The sequence below is a fragment of the Azospira sp. APE16 genome (genome assembly GCF_047901315.1).
GTDB classification, from domain to species: domain Bacteria; phylum Pseudomonadota; class Gammaproteobacteria; order Burkholderiales; family Rhodocyclaceae; genus Azospira; species Azospira oryzae.
Genome location: NZ_CP179682.1, coordinates 3,774,306 through 3,791,992 on the forward strand (window position 1 = coordinate 3,774,306; position 17,687 = coordinate 3,791,992).

Sequence of the window (17,687 nt, forward strand, 5' to 3'; positions counted from 1 at the left end):
GCCTTCATTCCTCTCTCAGAACCACCAGATGGCGCGCCCCCTCGACTCCGGGCACGGCCAGCGGGTGTACCGCCTCGACGACAATCCCCGCCGGCAGGCGGGAGAGCTCTTCCTGGGGATAGATCCCCTTCATCGCCAGCCAGCGCCCACCGGGCGCCAGCAGGTGACGGGTGAGACTGACGAAATCGGCCACCTCGGCAAAGGCCCGGGAGGTGATGGCCGCAAACTTCTGTTCCGGTTGCCAGGCCTCCACCCGCAGGCACTGGGCGGAGAGCCCCGGCAGGGGCAGTTCCATGGCGGCCTGCTTCAAGAAGGCCACCTTCTTGGAATTGCTGTCCAGCAGGGTCACCGCCAGGCTTGGCCGGGCGATGGCCAGGGGAATGCCGGGCTGGCCGCCGCCGCTGCCCACGTCCAGCACATTGGCGGGCGCCAGGGCGTCCACAAAGGGCAGGATGGCCAGGGAATCCAGCAGGTGGTGACTCACCGCCTTGTCCTGGTCGCGCAGGGCGGTCAGGGCATAGACCTTGTTCCACTTGGCGAGCAGGGCCAGGTAGGCGAGCAGTTTACCCTGTGCGGCGCCGTCCAGGGGTATTCCGAGGGCATCCAGGCCCTGGGCCAGTTGCTGGGCCTGACTGGAGCCGCTCATCGGGCGCTCCGCTTCAAGTGGATCAGCAGCAGGGAGATGGCCGCCGGGGTGATGCCCTGCAGCCGGGAAGCCTGGCCGATGGTCTCGGGCCGCTGCCGTGCCAGGCGCTGGCGCACCTCGTTGGAGAGACCGTGCACCTGGGCGTAGTCCAGGTCGGCGGGGATCGCCAGGTTCTCGTAGTCGGCGGCCTTGGCCACCTCTTCCCGCTGGCGGTCGATGTAGCCCTGGTACTTGGCCTGGATTTCCAGCTGTTCCACCGCCTGGGCATCGGCCAGGGACTCGCCGGCACCGGGCAGGGTCAGCAGGTCGGCGTAGCTCACATCGGGCCGGCGCAGCAGCTCGAAGAGGTTGTATTCGTGGTCGATGGCCTTGCCCAGGACCCGCACCGCATCGGCTTCCGGCAGGGTCTGGGGGCGCACCCAGGTGCTCTTCAGGCGCTCGGCTTCGGCGGCGATGGCATCCCGCTTGCGGCAGAAGGCATCCCAGCGGGCATCGTCCACCAGGCCCAGTTCCCGGCCCTTCTCGGTGAGGCGCAGGTCGGCATTGTCTTCCCGCAGCTGCAGGCGGTACTCGGCCCGGCTGGTGAACATGCGGTAGGGCTCGGAGACGCCCCGGGTGATCAGGTCGTCCACCAGCACGCCCAGGTAGGCCTCGTCCCGGCGCGGGCACCAGGCTTCCTTCTCCTGCACCTGCAGGGCGGCGTTGACGCCCGCCAGCAGGCCCTGGGCCGCCGCCTCCTCGTAGCCGGTGGTGCCGTTGATCTGGCCGGCGAAGAAAAGGCCGTTGATGGCCTTGCTCTCCAGGGAGGACTTCAGCCCCCGGGGATCGTAGTAGTCGTACTCGATGGCGTAGCCGGGGCGCAGGATGTGGCAGTTCTCCATGCCGCGGATGGAACGCACGATCTGCAGCTGCACGTCGAAGGGCAGGCTGGTGGAAATGCCGTTGGGGTATATCTCGTGGGTATCCAGGCCCTCCGGCTCGAGGAAGACGTGGTGGCTGTCCTTGTCGGCGAAGCGGTGGATCTTGTCCTCGATGGAAGGACAGTAGCGGGGCCCGACGCCCTCGATCACCCCGGTGTACATGGGGGAGCGGTCCAGGTTGGCGCGGATGATGTCGTGGGTGCGGCTGTTGGTGTCGGTGATCCAGCAGGGCAGTTGCTTCGGGTGCTGGGCCGCGTTGCCGAGGAAGGAGAACACCGGCAGGGGATCGTCCGAGTACTGGGGCTCCATTACCGAGAAGTCGATGCTCTTGCCGTCCAGGCGCGGCGGCGTGCCGGTCTTCAGGCGCCCCTGGGGCAGGGCCAGTTCCTTCAGGCGGGCCGCCAGGGAGACGCTGGGAGGGTCGCCCATGCGGCCCCCGGTGTAGTTCTGCAGGCCCACGTGGATCAGGCCGTTCAAGAAGGTGCCGGCGGTCAGAACCACCGCCCGGGCTTCGAAGCGCACCCCCAGCTGGGTCACGGCCCCCACCACCCGGTCGCCTTCGACGATCAGGTCGTCGCAGGCCTGGGCGAAGAGGGTCAGGTTGGGCTGGTTCTCCAGGCGCGTGCGGATGGCCTGCTTGTACAGCACCCGGTCGGCCTGGGCACGGGTGGCGCGCACCGCCGGGCCCTTGGAGGCATTGAGGATGCGGAACTGGATGCCGCCCTCGTCGGTGGCCGCCGCCATGGCGCCGCCCAGGGCATCCACCTCCTTCACCAGGTGGCCCTTGCCGATGCCGCCGATGGAGGGATTGCAGCTCATGGCCCCCAGGGTTTCCAGGTTGTGGGTCAGGAGCAGGGTGCGCGCTCCGGCCCGGGCCGCCGCCAGGGCAGCCTCGGTGCCGGCGTGACCGCCGCCGACGACAATGACATCGAACCGGGTGGGAAACAGCATGGGGACTCGTTTACGCAAAAGGCCCGCAGGCAAATCCCACGGGCACTCGGGTAGGGCAAAGGGGCTCGAATGATACGCCAGTTCCATGAAACTTAACAGTTTTCGCCCGGACCGGCGGAGCCCGCCGGCACGTTTCCGGCATTGCTTCGGCAGCCTGCCGGCACGGCTCCCGGAGCGCCACCGGCAGACTGGCCCGGGGCCTTGTCAGGAATTCCCTTGCCGCGGAGTCGGGAATTGACGTAACTTCCGCCAAAATCAATGCCAAGCGCAACCATGGACGCCAACGAACTCGCCGCCCAACAACTCTACAAACTCCAGGGCGAACTGAAGAACAAGAAGGTGCTGGTGGTGGACCGCCACCCGGACGCCCGCAACGCCATGCGCATGATGCTGTCCACCATCGGCATCACCAGCGTCCAGGGGGTCGGCTCGGCCACCGAGGTGCTGCGCCTGGTGAAGAGCAGCAGCTACGACATCATCCTCTCCGACTACCAGCTGGAGGACGGCCGCGACGGCCAGCAGCTGCTGGAAGAGCTGCGCTACAAGCGCCTCATTTCCCTGTCCACCCTGTTCATGGTGGTGACCGGGGAGCGGGCCTACAAGAACGTGGTGTCGGTGGCCGAGCTGGCGCCGGACGACTACCTGATCAAGCCCTTCACCGGCGAGCAGCTGCAGCAGCGCCTGGCCCGGGCCCTGTACAAGAAGTTCGTCTTCCACCAGGCCTACCGCAACGTCGAGCGCAGCCGCTACGAGGACGCCGTCACCGCCTGCGACGACATCATCCAGCAATATCCCCAGTACCAGCACGACGCCCGCCACCTGCAGGCCGACCTGCTTAACAGCCTGGGCCGCTATGTCGAGGCGGAGGCCGCCTACCGCCAAATGCTGGAACAGAAGGACCTGGCCTGGGCCCGCATGGGCGTGGCCGTGGCGGTGCACGGCCAGGGGCGGGTGGACGAGGCCGTGACCCAGCTCGAGGCCCTGGTGCAGGATTTCCCCGAATACCTGGCCGCCTTCGACTTCCTGGCCAGGCTGCGGGAGGAAAAGGGCGACTCCACCGGTGCCCAGCAGGCCCTGCAGGCCGCCGCCGCCATTTCCCCCAACAACACCATGCGCCAGCGGGCGGTGGGCGACATGGCGGTGCGCAACAACGACCTGGAAGCCGCCGAGCGGGCCTACAACACGGTGCTCAGCCGGGCCCGGGGCTCCTCCCTGCGCAGCATCGACGACTACGCCAACCTGTCCCGGGTCATGCTGGAGAAGGGCAATGTGGCCGGCGCCAAGCTGGTGGCCCAGGACCTGCGCCGGGACTGGCGCGGCGACAAGCAGGGGGAGCTGGCCTCCCTGGTCATCGACAGCCTGGTGCAGACCAAGGAAGGGGCGCCGGACAAGGCGGCCCGCAGCATTGCCGCCGCCATGGAACTGCACAAGGTCCTGGTGGCCGAGGGCAAGATGGAGGAGAAGCGCCCCCTGTCGCAGAAGGTGGCGGTGGACCTGGCCCACGCCTGCATGGCCAACGGCAAGGAGGCGGACGCCCAGAGCCTGCTGCGCCAGGTGGCGGCGGAGAACAACGAGGACCGGGGCGTGCTGGCCCACATCCAGGGCGTCTTCGAGAAGACCGGCAACGCCGAGGCGGGCAAGGCCCTGCTGGAGGACGTCTCCCGGGAGATCATCCAGATCAACAACCAGGGCGTGCTGGCCGCCCGCAGCGGCGATTTCGACGGCTCGGTGCAGCTGCTGATCGAGGCGGCGGAGCGGGTGCCCAACCTGCAGTTCCTGGTCAATGCAGCCAAGTCCATCTACACCCTGATGGACCAGAAGGGCTGGCAGCCGGAACTGGCGGAGCGGGCCCACCGCTATCTGGAAAAGGCCCGCAGCCGCTCCCCGGACGACCCCCGCGTCATATCCGGGCGCGACATGTACCAGCGGGTGGCCCGCAAATACGGGGTTCAGGTCGATACGGACAGCTGATCCGGCGTCGCCGGCCCGGCCCGGCGCCGTACGGGACGACTTGGGGAAAACCCGCTCAGGCCCCTGATCCCAGGGGCTTTTTGGTATCATTTGCGGCTTTTCTCAACCCCGGAAGGACCCACGATGTCCCGCAAAACCCTGATCGCCGCCCTGCTTCCCCTGGCCACCGGTTTGGCCGCCGTTCCTGCCTGGGCCGACATCAATGTGGGCGTCTCCCTGGCCGCCACCGGCCCCGCCGCCTCCCTCGGCATTCCGGAAAAGAACTCCATCGCCCTGCTGCCCACCACCGTGGCCGGCCAGAAGGTGAACTACATCGTCCTCGACGACGCCACCGACTCCACCACCGCGGTGAAGAACATCAAGAAGCTGATCAGCGAAAACAAGGTGGACCTGGTCATCGGCTCCTCCACCACGCCCAGCTCCCTGGCCATGATGGACGTGGCCGTGGAAAACGAGACCCCCATGATCTCCATGGCCGGCTCCGCCATCGTCGTCGAGCCCATGGATGCCAAGCGCCACTGGGTCTTCAAGTCCGCCCAGAACGACGCCCACATGGCCACCGCCATCGTCGAGCACATGACCAACAACAATGTGCATAGCGTCGCCTTCATCGGCTTCGCCGACGCCTACGGCCAGGGCTGGTTCAAGGAATTCGCCAAGATCGCCGAGGCCCGCAAGATCAAGATCGTGGCCAACGAAAGCTACCAGCGCAACGACACCTCGGTCACCGGCCAGACCCTGAAGATTCTCGCCGCCAAGCCCGATGCCGTGCTGGTGGGTGCCGCCGGCACCCCGGCCGTGCTGCCGCAGAAGACCCTGAAGGAGAAGGGCTACAAGGGCGCCATCTACCAGACCCACGGCGTCGCCAATGCGGACTTCCTGCGGGTCGGCGGCAAGGACGTGGAAGGCGCCCTGCTGCCCGTGGGCCCCATGATGGTGGCCGAGCAGCTGCCCAACGACAACCCGGTGAAGAAGTCCGCCCTGGAATACGTGAAGAAGTACGAGGGCGTGCACGGCAAGGGCAGCATCAGCTCCTTCGGCGGCCATGCCTGGGATGCGGGCGTGCTGCTGAGCAACGCCATTCCCGCCGCCCTGAAGAAGGCCCAGCCCGGCACCAAGGAATTCCGCAAGGCCCTGCGCGACGCCATCGAAGGCAGCAAGAACCTGCCCGCCGCCCACGGCATCTTCAACATGACGGCCCAGGATCACCAGGGTTTCGACCAGCGCGCCCGGGTCATGGTGAAGGTCGAGAACGGCACCTGGAAGCTGATCAAGTAAACCGCTGAACGCCTAACCGTATTACCCAGCCAAACGCCGGCCCCGGGCTTCCCCCGGGGCCGCGGCGTTGAAAGCACTCATGGATCTGCAAATTCTTCTGCTCCTGGGCCAGGACGGCCTCACCAACGGCGCCATCTACGCCCTGCTGGCCCTGGCCCTGGTGCTGGTGTTCGCCGTCACCCGGGTGATCTTTCTGCCCCAGGGCGAATTCGTCGCCTACGGCGCCCTCACCCTGGCCGCCATCCAGGCCGGCAAGCTGCCGGGCACGGTGTGGCTGGCCGTCATCCTCGGCATCGCCGTGGTCCTGATCGACGGCGGCCTGGCCCTCAAGAGCGGCAACCTGAAGCGCCTGCCGCGCATCGTCCTCGGCAACCTGGGCCTGCCCCTGGTGCTGCTGGGCCTGATCTCCGGCCTGGAGGCGGAGGCCCTGGCGGCCCTCGCCCTGCCCCTGCAGATCCTGCTCACCCTGGGCATCGTCGTGCCCCTGGGCCCCCTGCTCTACCGCCTGGTGTTCCAGCCCATCGCCGAGGCCTCCTCCCTGGTACTGCTGATCGTCGCCGTGGCCCTGCACATGACCCTGATCGGCCTGGGCCTGGTCTTCTTCGGTGCCGAAGGCTTCCGCACCCAGCCCTTCTCCGACGGCGCCCTGGAAATCGGCCCCCTGCTGCTGCAGCACCAGACCCTGTGGATCCTGTTCGCCTCCGCCGCCCTCATCGCCGTGCTCTACGTGCTGTTCGAGCGCACGGTGTACGGCAAGGCCCTGCGCGCCACCGCCCTCAACCGCACCGGCGCCCGCCTGATGGGCATCTCCACCACCATGGCCGGCAAGCTGTCCCTGGGCCTGGCCGCCTTCATCGGCGCCCTCTCCGGCGTGCTGGTGTCGCCCATGACCACCCTCTACTACGACTCGGGCTTCCTCATTGGCCTGAAGGGCTTTGTCGGCGCCATCATCGGCGGCCTCGCCTCCTACCCCGTGGCCGCCCTCGGCGCCGTGCTGGTGGGCCTGCTGGAGTCCTACTCCTCCTTCTACGCCAGCGCCTTCAAGGAAGTGATCGTGTTCACCCTCATCATCCCGGTGCTGGTGTGGCGCTCCCTCACCTCCCACCACGTCGAGGAGGAGGAGGAATGATGTCCGCCAAGCTCTCCCCGGCCCGGGCCATCCTGGCCGCCTTCCTGCTCTTCCTCGCCACCGGCCCCCTGTGGCTGCCGGAGTTCCACGTCACCCTGCTCAACTACATCGGCCTCTACGGCCTGGTGGCCCTGGGCCTAGTGCTGCTCACCGGCGTCGGCGGCCTCACCTCCTTCGGCCAGGCTGCCTTCGTCGGCCTCGGCGCCTACACCACGGCCTACCTGACCACGGCCTACGGCGTCTCTCCCTGGCTGACCCTGCTGGCCGGCCTGGGCCTGACCCTGGCCTTCGCCCTCTGCCTGGGTTTCATCACCCTGCGCCTGTCGGGCCACTTCCTGCCCCTGGGCACCATCGCCTGGGGCATCAGCCTCTACTTCCTCTTCGGCAACCTGGAATGGCTGGGGGGCCACACCGGCATGACCGGCATCCCCGCCGTGTCCCTGTTCGGCCTGGAACTGAAGGACAGCCGCAGCTTCTTCTACCTGATCTGGGTGGTGCTGCTGGGGGCCATGCTGGCCACCCGCAACCTGCTGGATTCCCGGGAAGGCCGGGCCATCCGCGCCCTCAAGGGCGGCACCGTCATGGCCGAGGCCATGGGCGTGAACACGGCCCGCTCCAAGATCGTCATCTTCACCGTGGCGGCGCTCTATGCCTGCGTCTCCGGCTGGCTCTACGCCCACCTGCAGCGCTTCGTGAATCCCACCCCGTTCTCCATCAACCAGGGGGTGGAATTCCTCTTCATGGCGGTGATCGGCGGTGTCGCCCACGTCTGGGGCGCCGTGGTCGGTGCCGGCCTCATCACCGTGCTCAAGCAGTGGCTGCAGGACCTGCTGCCGGAACTGCTGGGCCAGAGCGGCAACTTCGAGGTGATCGTCTTCGGCCTGATGATGATCTTCGTCCTGCACCGGGCCCGCAACGGCCTGTGGCCGGCCATCGCCCGCCTGGTGCCGGCGCCGAAGCAGGAGCTCCACGCCGTGGCCGCGGCCGAGCCCCTGCCGCGGCGCCAGATGCCCGCCGCCGGCACCGTGCTGCTGCAGGCCGAAGGCGTCACCAAGCGCTTCGGCGGCCTGGTGGCGAACAAGGACATGGCCCTGACGGTGCAGGCCGGCGAGGTGATGGCCCTGATCGGCCCCAACGGCGCCGGCAAGAGCACCATGTTCAACTGCATTTCCGGCGTCAATCCGCCCAGCGAAGGCCGCATCAGCTTCCTCGGCCAGCCGGTGGCCGGCCTGGAAGCCCGGGACATCGCCCGCCTCGGCCTCTCCCGCACCTTCCAACACGTGCGCCTGCTCTCGGGCATGACGGTGCTGGAGAACGTGGCCATCGGCGCCCACCTGCGGGGCCGCCACAACTACCTGGCCGCCGGCCTGCGCCTGGAGCGGGCCGAAGAGGCCCGTCTGCTGGCCGAGGCGGCGCGCCAGATCGATCGGGTGGGCCTGGCCGAACACATGTTCGACGCCGCCGGCAGCCTGGCACTGGGCAAGCAGCGCATCATCGAAATCGCCCGGGCCCTGGCCGCCGACCCCTGCCTGCTGCTGCTGGACGAGCCTGCCGCCGGCCTGCGCTACCTGGAAAAGCAAGCCCTGGCCGAGCTGCTGCGCAAGCTGCGCGGCGAAGGCATGGGCATCCTGCTGGTGGAGCACGACATGGACTTCGTCATGGGCCTGGCCGACCGGGTGGTGGTCATGGAATTCGGCGAAAAGCTGGCCGAGGGCCTGCCGGAGGAAATCCAGAAAAACCCGGCGGTGCTGGAAGCCTACCTGGGGGGAGTGGAATGATGAACGCCGCGCACGAACCCAAGCCCGTGCTGGAAGTGAGCGACCTGTGCGTCGCCTACGGCAAGGTGGAAGCCCTGCACAAGGTCAGCCTGCGCATCCGCGAGGGCGAGATCGTCACCGTCATCGGCCCCAACGGCGCCGGCAAGACCACCCTGCTCTCCGCCCTGATGGGCCTCTTGCCCTACCGGGGCGAGGTGGCCTACGTCGGCAATAACCTGGACGCCCATGTGGAAGTGGAAGAGCGGGTCGGCCAGGGTCTGACCCTGGTGCCGGAAAAGCGGGAGCTGTTCGCCGAGATGAGCGTGGAGGACAACCTGCTGCTGGGCGCCTTCCACCGCTACCGCAGCGGCCTGCGGGACCACGCCCAGACCATGGAGGAGGTGTTCGCCCTCTTCCCCCGCCTCAAGGAGCGGCGCACCCAGGCCGCCGGCACCCTGTCCGGCGGCGAGCGCCAGATGCTGGCCATGGGCCGGGCCCTGATGGCCAAGCCGAAACTGCTGATGCTGGACGAGCCTTCCCTGGGCCTCGCCCCCCTCATCATCAAGGAAATCTTCCGCATCGTCGCCGAGCTGAAAAAGACCGGCGTCTCCATCCTGCTGGTGGAACAGAACGCCCGGGCCGCCCTGCAGGTGGCCGACTACGGTTACGTGCTGGAAACCGGCGAGGTCTCCCTGGAAGGCCCCAGCCACGAACTGGCCGACGACCCCCGGGTGATCGAAACCTACCTGGGCCTGGGCGGGAACAAGACCGCCTGAGGCATCGGCCTGAAAGGCAATAGGGACGGGCATCTCCACCACCCCTACCCCGCCGGCCGCATCCCGCCTGCCTCCTGGCAGGGGTACATGAAAAAGGCCCGGTGCCGCCCCTCGGTGGCCCGGGCCTTTTCTCGTACCGGGGGCGGATCTAGGGCTGCAGCTTCCAGGCCCCGTTGTCGATCCTGACCATGACCCGGGCCCGCTGGTCAAAGCCCAGATGATCCGTCGGTCCCATGTTGTACACCCCATGGCAGCCCACCACGTCCCGGGTGTTTTCCAGAGCCTCGCGCAGGGCCTTGCGGAATTCCGGGCTGCCCGGCTGGGCCTTCTTCAGGGCCAGGGGCACGGCGTACTGCAGCAGCAGGCCCGCATCCCAGACGTGGGCGCCGAAGGTGGAGACGCTGCCCTTGCCGTGGGCCGCCTCGTAGCGCCCCACATAGTCCAGGGCCACCTTGCGGATCGGGTTGTCCGCCGGCAGCTGGGCCGCCACCAGCACCGGCCCCACCGGCAGCAGAGTGCCTTCCACCTCCTTGCCGCCGACCCGCAGGAAGTCGCTGTTGGCAACGCCGTGGGTCTGGTAGATCAGGCCCTTGTAACCCCGCTCCCGCAGGGCCTTCTGGGGCAGGGCCGCCGGGGTGCCGGCGCCGCCGATGAGCACCGCATCCGGCCTGGCCGCCAGCACCTTCAGCACCTGGCCGGTGACCGAGGTATCGCTGCGGCTGAAGCGCTCGTTGGCCACCAGCCGCAGCTTGCGCGCCTCGGCAATCTTGGCGAACTCGTTGAACCAGCCCTCGCCGTAGGCGTCGGCAAAGCCGATGTAGGCGACGCTGCGCACCTGCTGGCTGGTCATGCTCTCCACCAGGGCGGTGGCCATGTGGGCATCGTTCTGGGCCAGCTTGAAGACCCAGCGCCGCTTCTCGTCCATGGGCTCGACGATGCGGCTGGAGGCGGCCAGGGCCAGCATGGGCGTCTCACCCTCCGCCACCGCGTCGATCATGGCCAGGGAATTGGGGCTGGTGGTGGAACCGACGATGACGTCCACCCGGTGCTCGGCGATCAGCTTGCGCGCATTCTTCACCGCCGCCGTGGTGTCCGAGGCATCGTCGAGGACGATGTAATTGACCTTGTGCCCGCCGATGCTGGCCGGCAGCAGGGCCACGCTGTTCTTCTCGGGAATGCCCAGGGACGCCGCCGGGCCGGTGGCCGAGACGCTGATGCCCACGTTGAGGTCGGCCCGGGCGGGTGCTGCGAACAACAGGGACAGACCGAGCAGCGATGCGCCCAACCTGGCCCCGGGAATACTCCAGCTTCCTTGCATGGTGCGTTCTCCCTGTGATGTTGTCCTGCGACTACTTGACCAGCTTCCAGGCTCCGTCCTGAATGGTGACCATGACCCGGGCCCGCTGGTCCAGCCCCAGGTGGTCCTGGGCGCTCATGTTGTACACACCGTGGGCGCCGGCCACGTTGCGGCTCGCCTCCAGGGCGTCGCGCAGGGCCTTGCGGAATTCCCGGCTGCCCGGCTGGGCCTTCTTCAGGGCCGCCGGCACGGCCTGGGCCAGCAGCAGGCCCGCATCCCAGGCATAGCCGCCGAAGGCGGTGACGCTGCCCTTGCCGTGCACCGCCTCGTACTTGCCCACGTACTCCACCGCCGACTTCTTCACCGGGTTGTCGTTGGGCAGCTGGGCCGCCACCAGCACCGGGCCGCTGGGCAGCAGGGTGCCCTCCACCTCCTTGCCGCCGACCCGCAGGAAGTCGTTGTTGGCGACGCCGTGGGTCTGGTAGATCGGCCCCTTGTAGCCCCGCTCCCGCAGGGCCTTCTGGGGCAGGGCCGCCGGGGTGCCGGCGGCGCCGATGAGGATGGCGTCTGGCTTGGCGGCGAGCAGCTTCAGCACCTGGCCGGTGACCGAGGTGTCGGCCCGGTTGAAGCGCTCGTTGCCCACCAGGGCCAGCTTGCGCACCTCCGCCACCTTGGCGAACTCACCGTACCAGCCTTCGCCGTAGGCGTCGGCAAAGCCGATGTAGGCCACCGTCTTCACGTTGTTGCTGGTCATGTGCTCGACGATGGCGGTGGACATCTGGGCGTCGTTCTGGGGCGTCTTGAACACCCACTTGCGCTTCTCGTCCATGGGCTCGACGATGCGGGCCGAGGCGGCCATGGCGATCATGGGCGTCTCCGCTTCGGCCACGGTGTCGATCATGGCCAGGGAGTTGGGCGTGGTGGTGGAGCCGATGATGAGATCCACCTTGTGCTCACCGATCAGCTTCTTGGCGTTTTTCACCGCCGCCGTGGTGTCCGAGGCATCGTCGAGGACGATGTAATTGACCTTCTGCCCGCCGATGCTGGCCGGCAGCAGGGCCACGGTGTTTTTCTCGGGAATGCCCAGGGATGCCGCCGGACCGGTGGCGGAGAGGGTGATGCCGACATTGAGGTCGGCCAGGGCGGGACGGGATAGGGAAATACAGGCGAGCGGCAGCAATGCCGCCACCAGGGCGTTCAGTTTCATGACTCCTCCACTGCGTTTTTTATATTAGTACCGCCGGGACGGCGGGGGCTCACACCCAGCGGAGGATCATACCCGGCCCCCTCCCCCCAGGGGAAGAGCGGGCGCCGGAGGAGGATGGTGCCGGCCCGGGGGCGCCGGTGGGGGACCGGAAAGGGCGTCCCGCGGCACCCCCGCCCGGGATCAGCGGCCGAAGATGCCCTTCAGCAGCCCTCCGACACCGGCCGGAGCCGCCGACTCCACCGCCGCGTCACCGGCCGCCTGCTCCAGGCCCAGGGCCAGGCTGTCGTAGCCGGTCACCCGCACCACCGCGCTCCACACCAGGGGCTTCTTCTCCGCCGGCTTCTGCGGCGGATAGGCAAAGCCCTGGCTCGGCCCGTGGGCCACGGCGGAGACCATGGCCATCTCGGCCTTGGCGAAGATGCCTTCGGGCACCGTGCATTCGCGCTGGCTGCCCGGCAGCATGGGGCTCTTGTTGCGGGCCGCCAGCCACAGCACCACCTCCTTGTCGCCGTTGGCGGCCACGGCGTTGAGATCGTAGCCCCGTACCCGGGAGGAAGCGTCCCAGCTCAGGGGAACGGCGCCGCGCAGGTTGGTATTGCCGGCCTTGAGGTTGATGGGCTCGAGGAAATCCATGGCCGCCCCCAGGGTGAAGCGGATGTCCGGCGTCAGGAAGCTGGCCTTGACCACATGCTCGCCCACCGCCGAGGCACCGTCGGGCAGGCCCTTGAAGTCCCGGTCACCGGCGGGCCAGTGCAGGGAGCGGGGCGGCAGGCCGTCCGCCCCGGCGCCCGGGCCGCCCTTGCCCATGTTGCGGCCCTGGCGGGCCATGGCCATGACCTCGGGCGAGACCTTGCCCGCCATGGTGCGGAAATCCAGGATATCGGGCTGGCCCTTGGCCACGACCGGGCCGCAGCCCCAGTAGATGAGCACCCGGCCATCGGCCTCGCCATCGCTGCCGCCGCCCTGGCCGCCGCTGCGCCGCTCGCCCTTGAGGGGCAGCAGGGGGCCGATGCCCATGGTCTCGGGCACCTGGTGGCTGGCACTGTAGTCGGGCGGCAGGTCGGCCGGATTGGTCAGGCGCAGGTCCATGCTGCGGCTGGCGCCGGGCTTGCTGCCGAACATCATGCCCATGACCCCGCCCATGCCGCCGGCCCCGAGGCCGGACAGGGTGCGCAGGTTCATCTCGTAGCTGACCGGGGCAGCGACCGCCGACAGGTGCGCCGCCCCCAGGGAGAGGACCAGGACGGCGGGGGAGAGGGAAGAAAGACGCATGGCCACGGCAGCACCTCCGGCTGGGAATGGGAAAAACCCATTCTAGACCAGGAAAAATGCCACCGGGGTTGGCCCGGCGGGGGGCCTACTTGCCGATGCAGAAGCGGCCGAAGATTTCGCCGAGCAGGTCGTCGGCGGTGAACTCGCCGGTGATGTCGCAGAGGGCGTTCTGGGCCAGACGCAGTTCCTCGGCAAAAAGCTCCAGGGCCGGCAGGCGCTGGCGCGACAGCTGCAGGTGCTCCTGGGCGGCAGCCAGGGCCCGCAGGTGGCGCTCCCGGGCGATGAAGACGTCTTCCGCCTCGTGCCAGCCGGCGATGCGCAGCAGCTCCCGACGCAGCAGGTCGAGGCCGGCGCCGCTCTTGGCGGAAAGGGAAATGGCGACGCAGCCCTCCCCTCCTTCCGGCTCCTCATGGCGCTCCGGCGCCCGATCGGTGAGGTCGATCTTGTTGTAGACGGTGATGCGCGGCAGGTCCGGCGGCAGACGCCTGAGGATGGCCTCCTCCCCATGGGCGATGCCTTCCCGGGCATCGGCCAGCAACACCAGCACATCGGCCTTCTCGATCTCTCGCCAGGTGCGCTCGATGCCCAGGCGCTCCACCTCGTCCTCCGTCTCCCGCAGGCCGGCGGTGTCGATGACATGGAGCGGGATGCCCTCGATCTGCAGGTTACCCCGCACCACGTCCCGGGTGGTGCCGGCGATGGGAGTGACGATGGCCAGCTCGTCGCCGGCCAGGCCGTTGAGCAGGCTGGACTTGCCCACGTTGGGCTGGCCGGCCAGCACCACGTGCAGGCCGTTCTGCAGCAGGCGGCCCTGGCGGGCCCGGTCGAACACCGCCTCCAGCCTGGCCGCCAGGCAGTCCAGGCGGCCGAAGGCGTTGGCCGCCTTGAGGAAGTCGATCTCCTCCTCGGGGAAGTCCAGGGTGGCCTCGGTCAGGGCCCGCAGTTCGATCAGCTCGTCGGTGAGGACGCGGATCTCCCGGGAGAACTCTCCCTGCAGGGAGCGCACGGCGCTGCGGGCGGCAGCCTGGGTGGTGGCGTCGATGAGGTCGGCCACGGCTTCGGCCTGGGCCAGGTCCAGCTTGCCGTTGAGGAAGGCGCGGCGGGTGAATTCGCCGGGCTCGGCCAGGCGGGCGCCCAGATCCAGGCAGCGGGCCAGCAACATCTGCAGCACCACCGGGCCGCCGTGGCCCTGCAGTTCCAGCACGTCCTCGCCGGTGAAGGAGGATGGGTTGGGGAAGTAGAGCAGCAGGCCGCTGTCGATGACGCTGCCGTCGGCGGCACGGAAATCGGCCAGGGTGGCGTAGCGCGGCCGGGGCAGCCTGCCCGTGAGCTGTTCGGCCAGGGGCAGCAGACCGTTGCCGGAGATGCGCACGACCCCGACCCCGCCCCGGCCGGGAGCGGTGGCAATGGCGGCGATGGTGTCGGTGCGGGGCATCATGGCGGGGAGAATTCCGGAGCGTTAACGAAAAAAAGGCCGCCCTCAGGCGGCCTTTTCGCGGACATCAGGCCTTGGCGTCGTTGGCCGCCTTGCCGCCAGCCTCGATCATGCGGGTGATCTGCCACTGCTGGGCGATGGACAGCACGTTGTTCACCACCCAGTACAGCACAAGGCCGGCCGGGAAGAAGAAGAACATGAAGCCGAAGACGAAGGGCATCATCATCATGACCTTGGCCTGGATGGGGTCCGGCGGGGTCGGGTTGAGACGGGTCTGGATCACCATGGTGGCGATCATGATCACCGGCAGGATGTAGAACGGGTCCTGGGCGGAGAGGTCGTGAATCCAGCCGACCCACGGCGCGTTGCGCATTTCCACGGCGCCCAGCAGCACCCAGTAGAGGGCGATGAACACGGGAATCTGGATCAGGATGGGCAGACAGCCGCCGAGGGGATTGATCTTTTCCTTGCGGTACAGATCCATCATCTCCTGGTTCATGCGCTGGCGGTCGTCGGCGAAGTGCTCCTTGATGTGCTGCAGGCGCGGCGTCACCTGGCGCATCTTGGCCATGGACTTGTAGGAGGCGGCGGAGAGGGGGAAGAAGATCAGCTTCAGGGCGATGGTCAGGACCACGATGGCCCAGCCCCAGTTGCCCACCAGCTTGTGAATCCACTCCAGGGCCCAGAAGATGGGCGCGGCGATGACGGTCAGCCAGCCGTAGTCCACCACCAGGTCCAGGCCTTCGGCGACCTGCTTGAGCTGGGACTGGATCTGGGGACCGGCGAAGAGGGGCACGCTGACGCTGCCCTGGGCACCGGCTTCCACCTGGGCCACGGGCACGATGACGCCGGCGGAATAGACGCCGGGCTTGCCGTCGGCCGGAGCTTCCACCTTGCGCACGAAGAATTCGCGGGGCGACTTGCCCTGGGGCACGAAGGCGGAAACGAAGTAGTGCTGCACCATGGCCACCCAGCCGTTATCGGCGTTCTGGGGCACCTTGGCCTTGCCCTTCTCGATGTCGGAGAAGGCCAGCTTGTGGAACTTGTCCTGCTCGGTATACAGGGCCGGGCCGGTATAGACGCTGACCATGGAGGACTCGCCGGCCGGCGCCTTGTCGTCCCGGGCCAGCTGGAAGTAGGCGTGGGGGGCAATGGCCTTGGCACTGCCGTTGTGGATTTCATAACCCACATCCACCAGGAAGGAGCCCTTGCGGAAGGTATAGACCTTGGTCACCTTGACGCCGTCGGTCACGGCTTCCAGGCGCACCTGCAGTTCCTTGCTGTCGCCCATCTCGCGGGGGCCGGGCAGCACCTTGAACATGGTCTTGTGGGTCGGCAGGCCGTCACCGATCAGGCCGCTCTGGGCGCTGTAGCGGTGGTCCTCGCCGAACAGCTGGAAGGGCTTGCTCTCGTCGGTGGCCGACTTGTAGCCGGGCAGTTCGAGACGCACCAGATCGCCGCCCTGGGTGGAGATGTCGGCCACCATCAGGTCGGTGGTGATGGTGACGGTCTCGGCCTTGACCGGCGCCGGCGCGGCGACGGCTGCGGCAACGGCGGCAGCGCCGGACTGCAGCGTGGCGGAGGGAGCGGGTGCGGCCCCGGCCTGGGTGGCAGCGGCGGTGGCCGGCACATCCTTGGGCTGGTTATGTTTCACCCAGGCGTCCCACAACATGATGATGGAGACGGCGAAGATCAGGAACAGGAACAGGCGACGGTTATCCATGCACAGCCTATCGATTGCAGGTTTTGGAATTCATGGCGCGGCGTGGCGCAGCCACTTAGGGCACCGGATCGTAACCGCCGGGATGGAAGGGATGGCAGCGCAGCAGCCGCCGCGAGCCCAACCACAGCCCCTTGATCACGCCGTGCTTCTTCAGAGCCTCGGCAGTATAGTCGGAACAGCTCGGTTCGAAACGACAATTACGACCCAGCATGGGGCTGATGGCGTATTTGTAGACGCGCAACAGCAGCAGGAACGGCATGATGCTGAGGGCTCTGAGTCGTTTCATTACCGAGGCTCCGGTGCTGCCGGGTTTGCGGCGGGCGGCGGGTTGCCGGCATCCCGGGGTTCCGCCAGGCGACGGCTGAGGCGCCGCAACAGGCCGGCGATCTCGGCCGCCATTTCCGCCTTGCTCGGCCGCGGCTTGGCCTTGTCCAGGGAAACCCCCAGACGCAGGATCAAATCCACCGCCGGGAAATCCTGCCGCTGCAGGCGGAAGGCTTCCCGGGCCAGACGCTTCACCCGGTTGCGGCCGACGGAGGCACGGCACAGCTTCTTGCCGACCACCAGGCCCAGGCGGGCGCCCTGTCGGGCCTCCTCCGGACTGCAAAGACGCCAGTGCAGGAGGAAGTAAGGGCCTTTTATGGCCCTCCGAAAACCAAAAACGGATGAAAACTCATCCGTTTTGGTCAAGCGGTAGCGCTTGGGGAAGGGAAAGCGCCGGGGGGCCTGGAGTCGAGACTCGTCAGACACCGGCGTCACCTCCCCGGAGCTACCGGGCAGGTCAGGTCCGATCAAACGGCCAGACGCTTGCGGCCCTTGGCGCGGCGGGCGCGGATGACGGCGCGGCCACCCTTGGTCTTCATGCGGACCAGGAAGCCGTGGGTACGCTTGCGACGGACGACGGAGGGTTGGTAAGTGCGCTTCATGTCTTAAGTCCTTGATGCTTGGGGAAAGATAAACGCGCAATTAGAATGGGTTAACCCCCGGGCTGTCAAGAACAAAACGATTGGCCGCCCCGGGAAAATTCGCCCCGGCCTGTGGATAACTTTTCCCAGACAGGCTAAAATGCGCCTTCGCTCTGGCCGGCAGCGCCATTGTAAAAATGCAACAAGCCCGCTTGCCGCCTTTTCCGGAGCACGCGATTCCCGGCGGCACGGCTCTGGCCTGTGCCCCGTTCCCAGCCTATTGAAGCGTAGGCTTTTTTATTTTCCGGGTCGGGCCCTGCGGGGCCCCATCCTGCCGGCCCGGGGGCTGCGGCCTCCGAACCGGACTTGTCCCCGGCTGACGGGGCGCCCCCGGCGTCCGGTTTCCGAGTGGTTGAGGTA

The 17,687-nt window shown here is 67.8% G+C and carries 15 protein-coding genes; 5 read left to right on the forward strand and 10 right to left on the reverse strand.

Annotation, left to right across the window (positions count from 1 at the left end; genetic code table 11):
• Positions 1 to 4 precede the first annotated feature (4 nt).
• Positions 5 to 646 (reverse strand): 16S rRNA (guanine(527)-N(7))-methyltransferase RsmG, encoded by a 642-nt coding sequence (rsmG, locus tag ACLSSQ_RS17945; RefSeq protein ID WP_152090194.1) that lies wholly within the window; start codon positions 644 to 646, stop codon positions 5 to 7.
• Positions 643 to 2,517 carry a tRNA uridine-5-carboxymethylaminomethyl(34) synthesis enzyme MnmG gene (mnmG, locus tag ACLSSQ_RS17950; protein ID WP_416243410.1) on the reverse strand — a complete coding sequence of 625 codons (1,875 nt, stop codon included), beginning with the start codon at positions 2,515 to 2,517 and terminating at the stop codon, positions 643 to 645. Before mnmG ends, rsmG begins: the two co-directional genes overlap by 4 nt.
• 273 nt (positions 2,518 to 2,790) lie before the next feature.
• On the opposite strand from mnmG, the gene ACLSSQ_RS17955 reads away from it, so the two are divergent.
• From ACLSSQ_RS17955 to ACLSSQ_RS17975, 5 genes are all read left to right on the forward strand, one after another.
• Entirely contained in the window at positions 2,791 to 4,488 is a 1,698-nt protein-coding gene (locus ACLSSQ_RS17955; protein ID WP_130459605.1) for a tetratricopeptide repeat-containing response regulator, read from the forward strand.
• Positions 4,489 to 4,611: 123 nt separating this feature from the next.
• Complete coding sequence (locus ACLSSQ_RS17960) at positions 4,612 to 5,766, forward strand: ABC transporter substrate-binding protein (RefSeq protein ID WP_152090192.1); 1,155 nt, start codon at positions 4,612 to 4,614, stop codon at positions 5,764 to 5,766.
• A 79-nt stretch (positions 5,767 to 5,845) separates the two neighbouring features.
• Positions 5,846 to 6,895 (forward strand): branched-chain amino acid ABC transporter permease, encoded by a 1,050-nt coding sequence (locus tag ACLSSQ_RS17965; protein WP_014235950.1) that lies wholly within the window; start codon positions 5,846 to 5,848, stop codon positions 6,893 to 6,895.
• On the forward strand, positions 6,895 to 8,673 hold the full coding sequence (locus tag ACLSSQ_RS17970) for an ABC transporter permease subunit (protein WP_416244305.1): 1,779 nt from the start codon (positions 6,895 to 6,897) through the stop codon (positions 8,671 to 8,673). Before ACLSSQ_RS17965 ends, ACLSSQ_RS17970 begins: the two co-directional genes overlap by 1 nt.
• Positions 8,673 to 9,428: an ABC transporter ATP-binding protein gene (locus tag ACLSSQ_RS17975; protein WP_416243411.1), complete on the forward strand. Its 756-nt coding sequence runs from the start codon at positions 8,673 to 8,675 to the stop codon at positions 9,426 to 9,428. Before ACLSSQ_RS17970 ends, ACLSSQ_RS17975 begins: the two co-directional genes overlap by 1 nt.
• Positions 9,429 to 9,576: 148 nt before the next feature.
• Here the strand turns inward: ACLSSQ_RS17975 and ACLSSQ_RS17980 are convergent, their stop codons facing one another.
• The 8 genes from ACLSSQ_RS17980 to rpmH all read right to left on the reverse strand — a co-directional run bounded on the left by ACLSSQ_RS17980 (position 9,577) and on the right by rpmH (position 17,288).
• Entirely contained in the window at positions 9,577 to 10,746 is a 1,170-nt protein-coding gene (locus tag ACLSSQ_RS17980) for an ABC transporter substrate-binding protein (RefSeq protein WP_416243412.1), read from the reverse strand.
• A gap of 31 nt (positions 10,747 to 10,777) precedes the next feature.
• A complete protein-coding gene (locus tag ACLSSQ_RS17985) occupies positions 10,778 to 11,932 on the reverse strand; it encodes an ABC transporter substrate-binding protein (RefSeq protein ID WP_014235946.1) in 1,155 nt (384 codons plus the stop codon).
• Between the two features lie 180 nt (positions 11,933 to 12,112).
• Positions 12,113 to 13,204 (reverse strand): hypothetical protein, encoded by a 1,092-nt coding sequence (locus tag ACLSSQ_RS17990; RefSeq protein ID WP_416244306.1) that lies wholly within the window; start codon positions 13,202 to 13,204, stop codon positions 12,113 to 12,115.
• A gap of 85 nt (positions 13,205 to 13,289) precedes the next feature.
• Entirely contained in the window at positions 13,290 to 14,642 is a 1,353-nt protein-coding gene (gene mnmE / locus ACLSSQ_RS17995) for a tRNA uridine-5-carboxymethylaminomethyl(34) synthesis GTPase MnmE (RefSeq protein WP_416243413.1), read from the reverse strand.
• 64 nt (positions 14,643 to 14,706) lie between these two features.
• Positions 14,707 to 16,362: a membrane protein insertase YidC gene (gene yidC / locus ACLSSQ_RS18000; RefSeq protein WP_014235943.1), complete on the reverse strand. Its 1,656-nt coding sequence runs from the start codon at positions 16,360 to 16,362 to the stop codon at positions 14,707 to 14,709.
• 55 nt (positions 16,363 to 16,417) lie between these two features.
• Positions 16,418 to 16,648, reverse strand: a complete 231-nt coding sequence (gene yidD, locus ACLSSQ_RS18005) for a membrane protein insertion efficiency factor YidD (protein WP_014235942.1) — start codon at positions 16,646 to 16,648, stop codon at positions 16,418 to 16,420.
• Complete coding sequence (rnpA, locus tag ACLSSQ_RS18010; protein WP_416244307.1) at positions 16,648 to 17,121, reverse strand: ribonuclease P protein component; 474 nt, start codon at positions 17,119 to 17,121, stop codon at positions 16,648 to 16,650. The genes yidD and rnpA overlap by 1 nt, the downstream gene beginning before the upstream one ends.
• A gap of 32 nt (positions 17,122 to 17,153) precedes the next feature.
• Positions 17,154 to 17,288, reverse strand: coding sequence for a 50S ribosomal protein L34 (rpmH, locus tag ACLSSQ_RS18015; protein WP_014235940.1), 135 nt, complete (start codon positions 17,286 to 17,288; stop codon positions 17,154 to 17,156).
• Between the last annotated feature and the right edge of the window lie 399 nt (positions 17,289 to 17,687).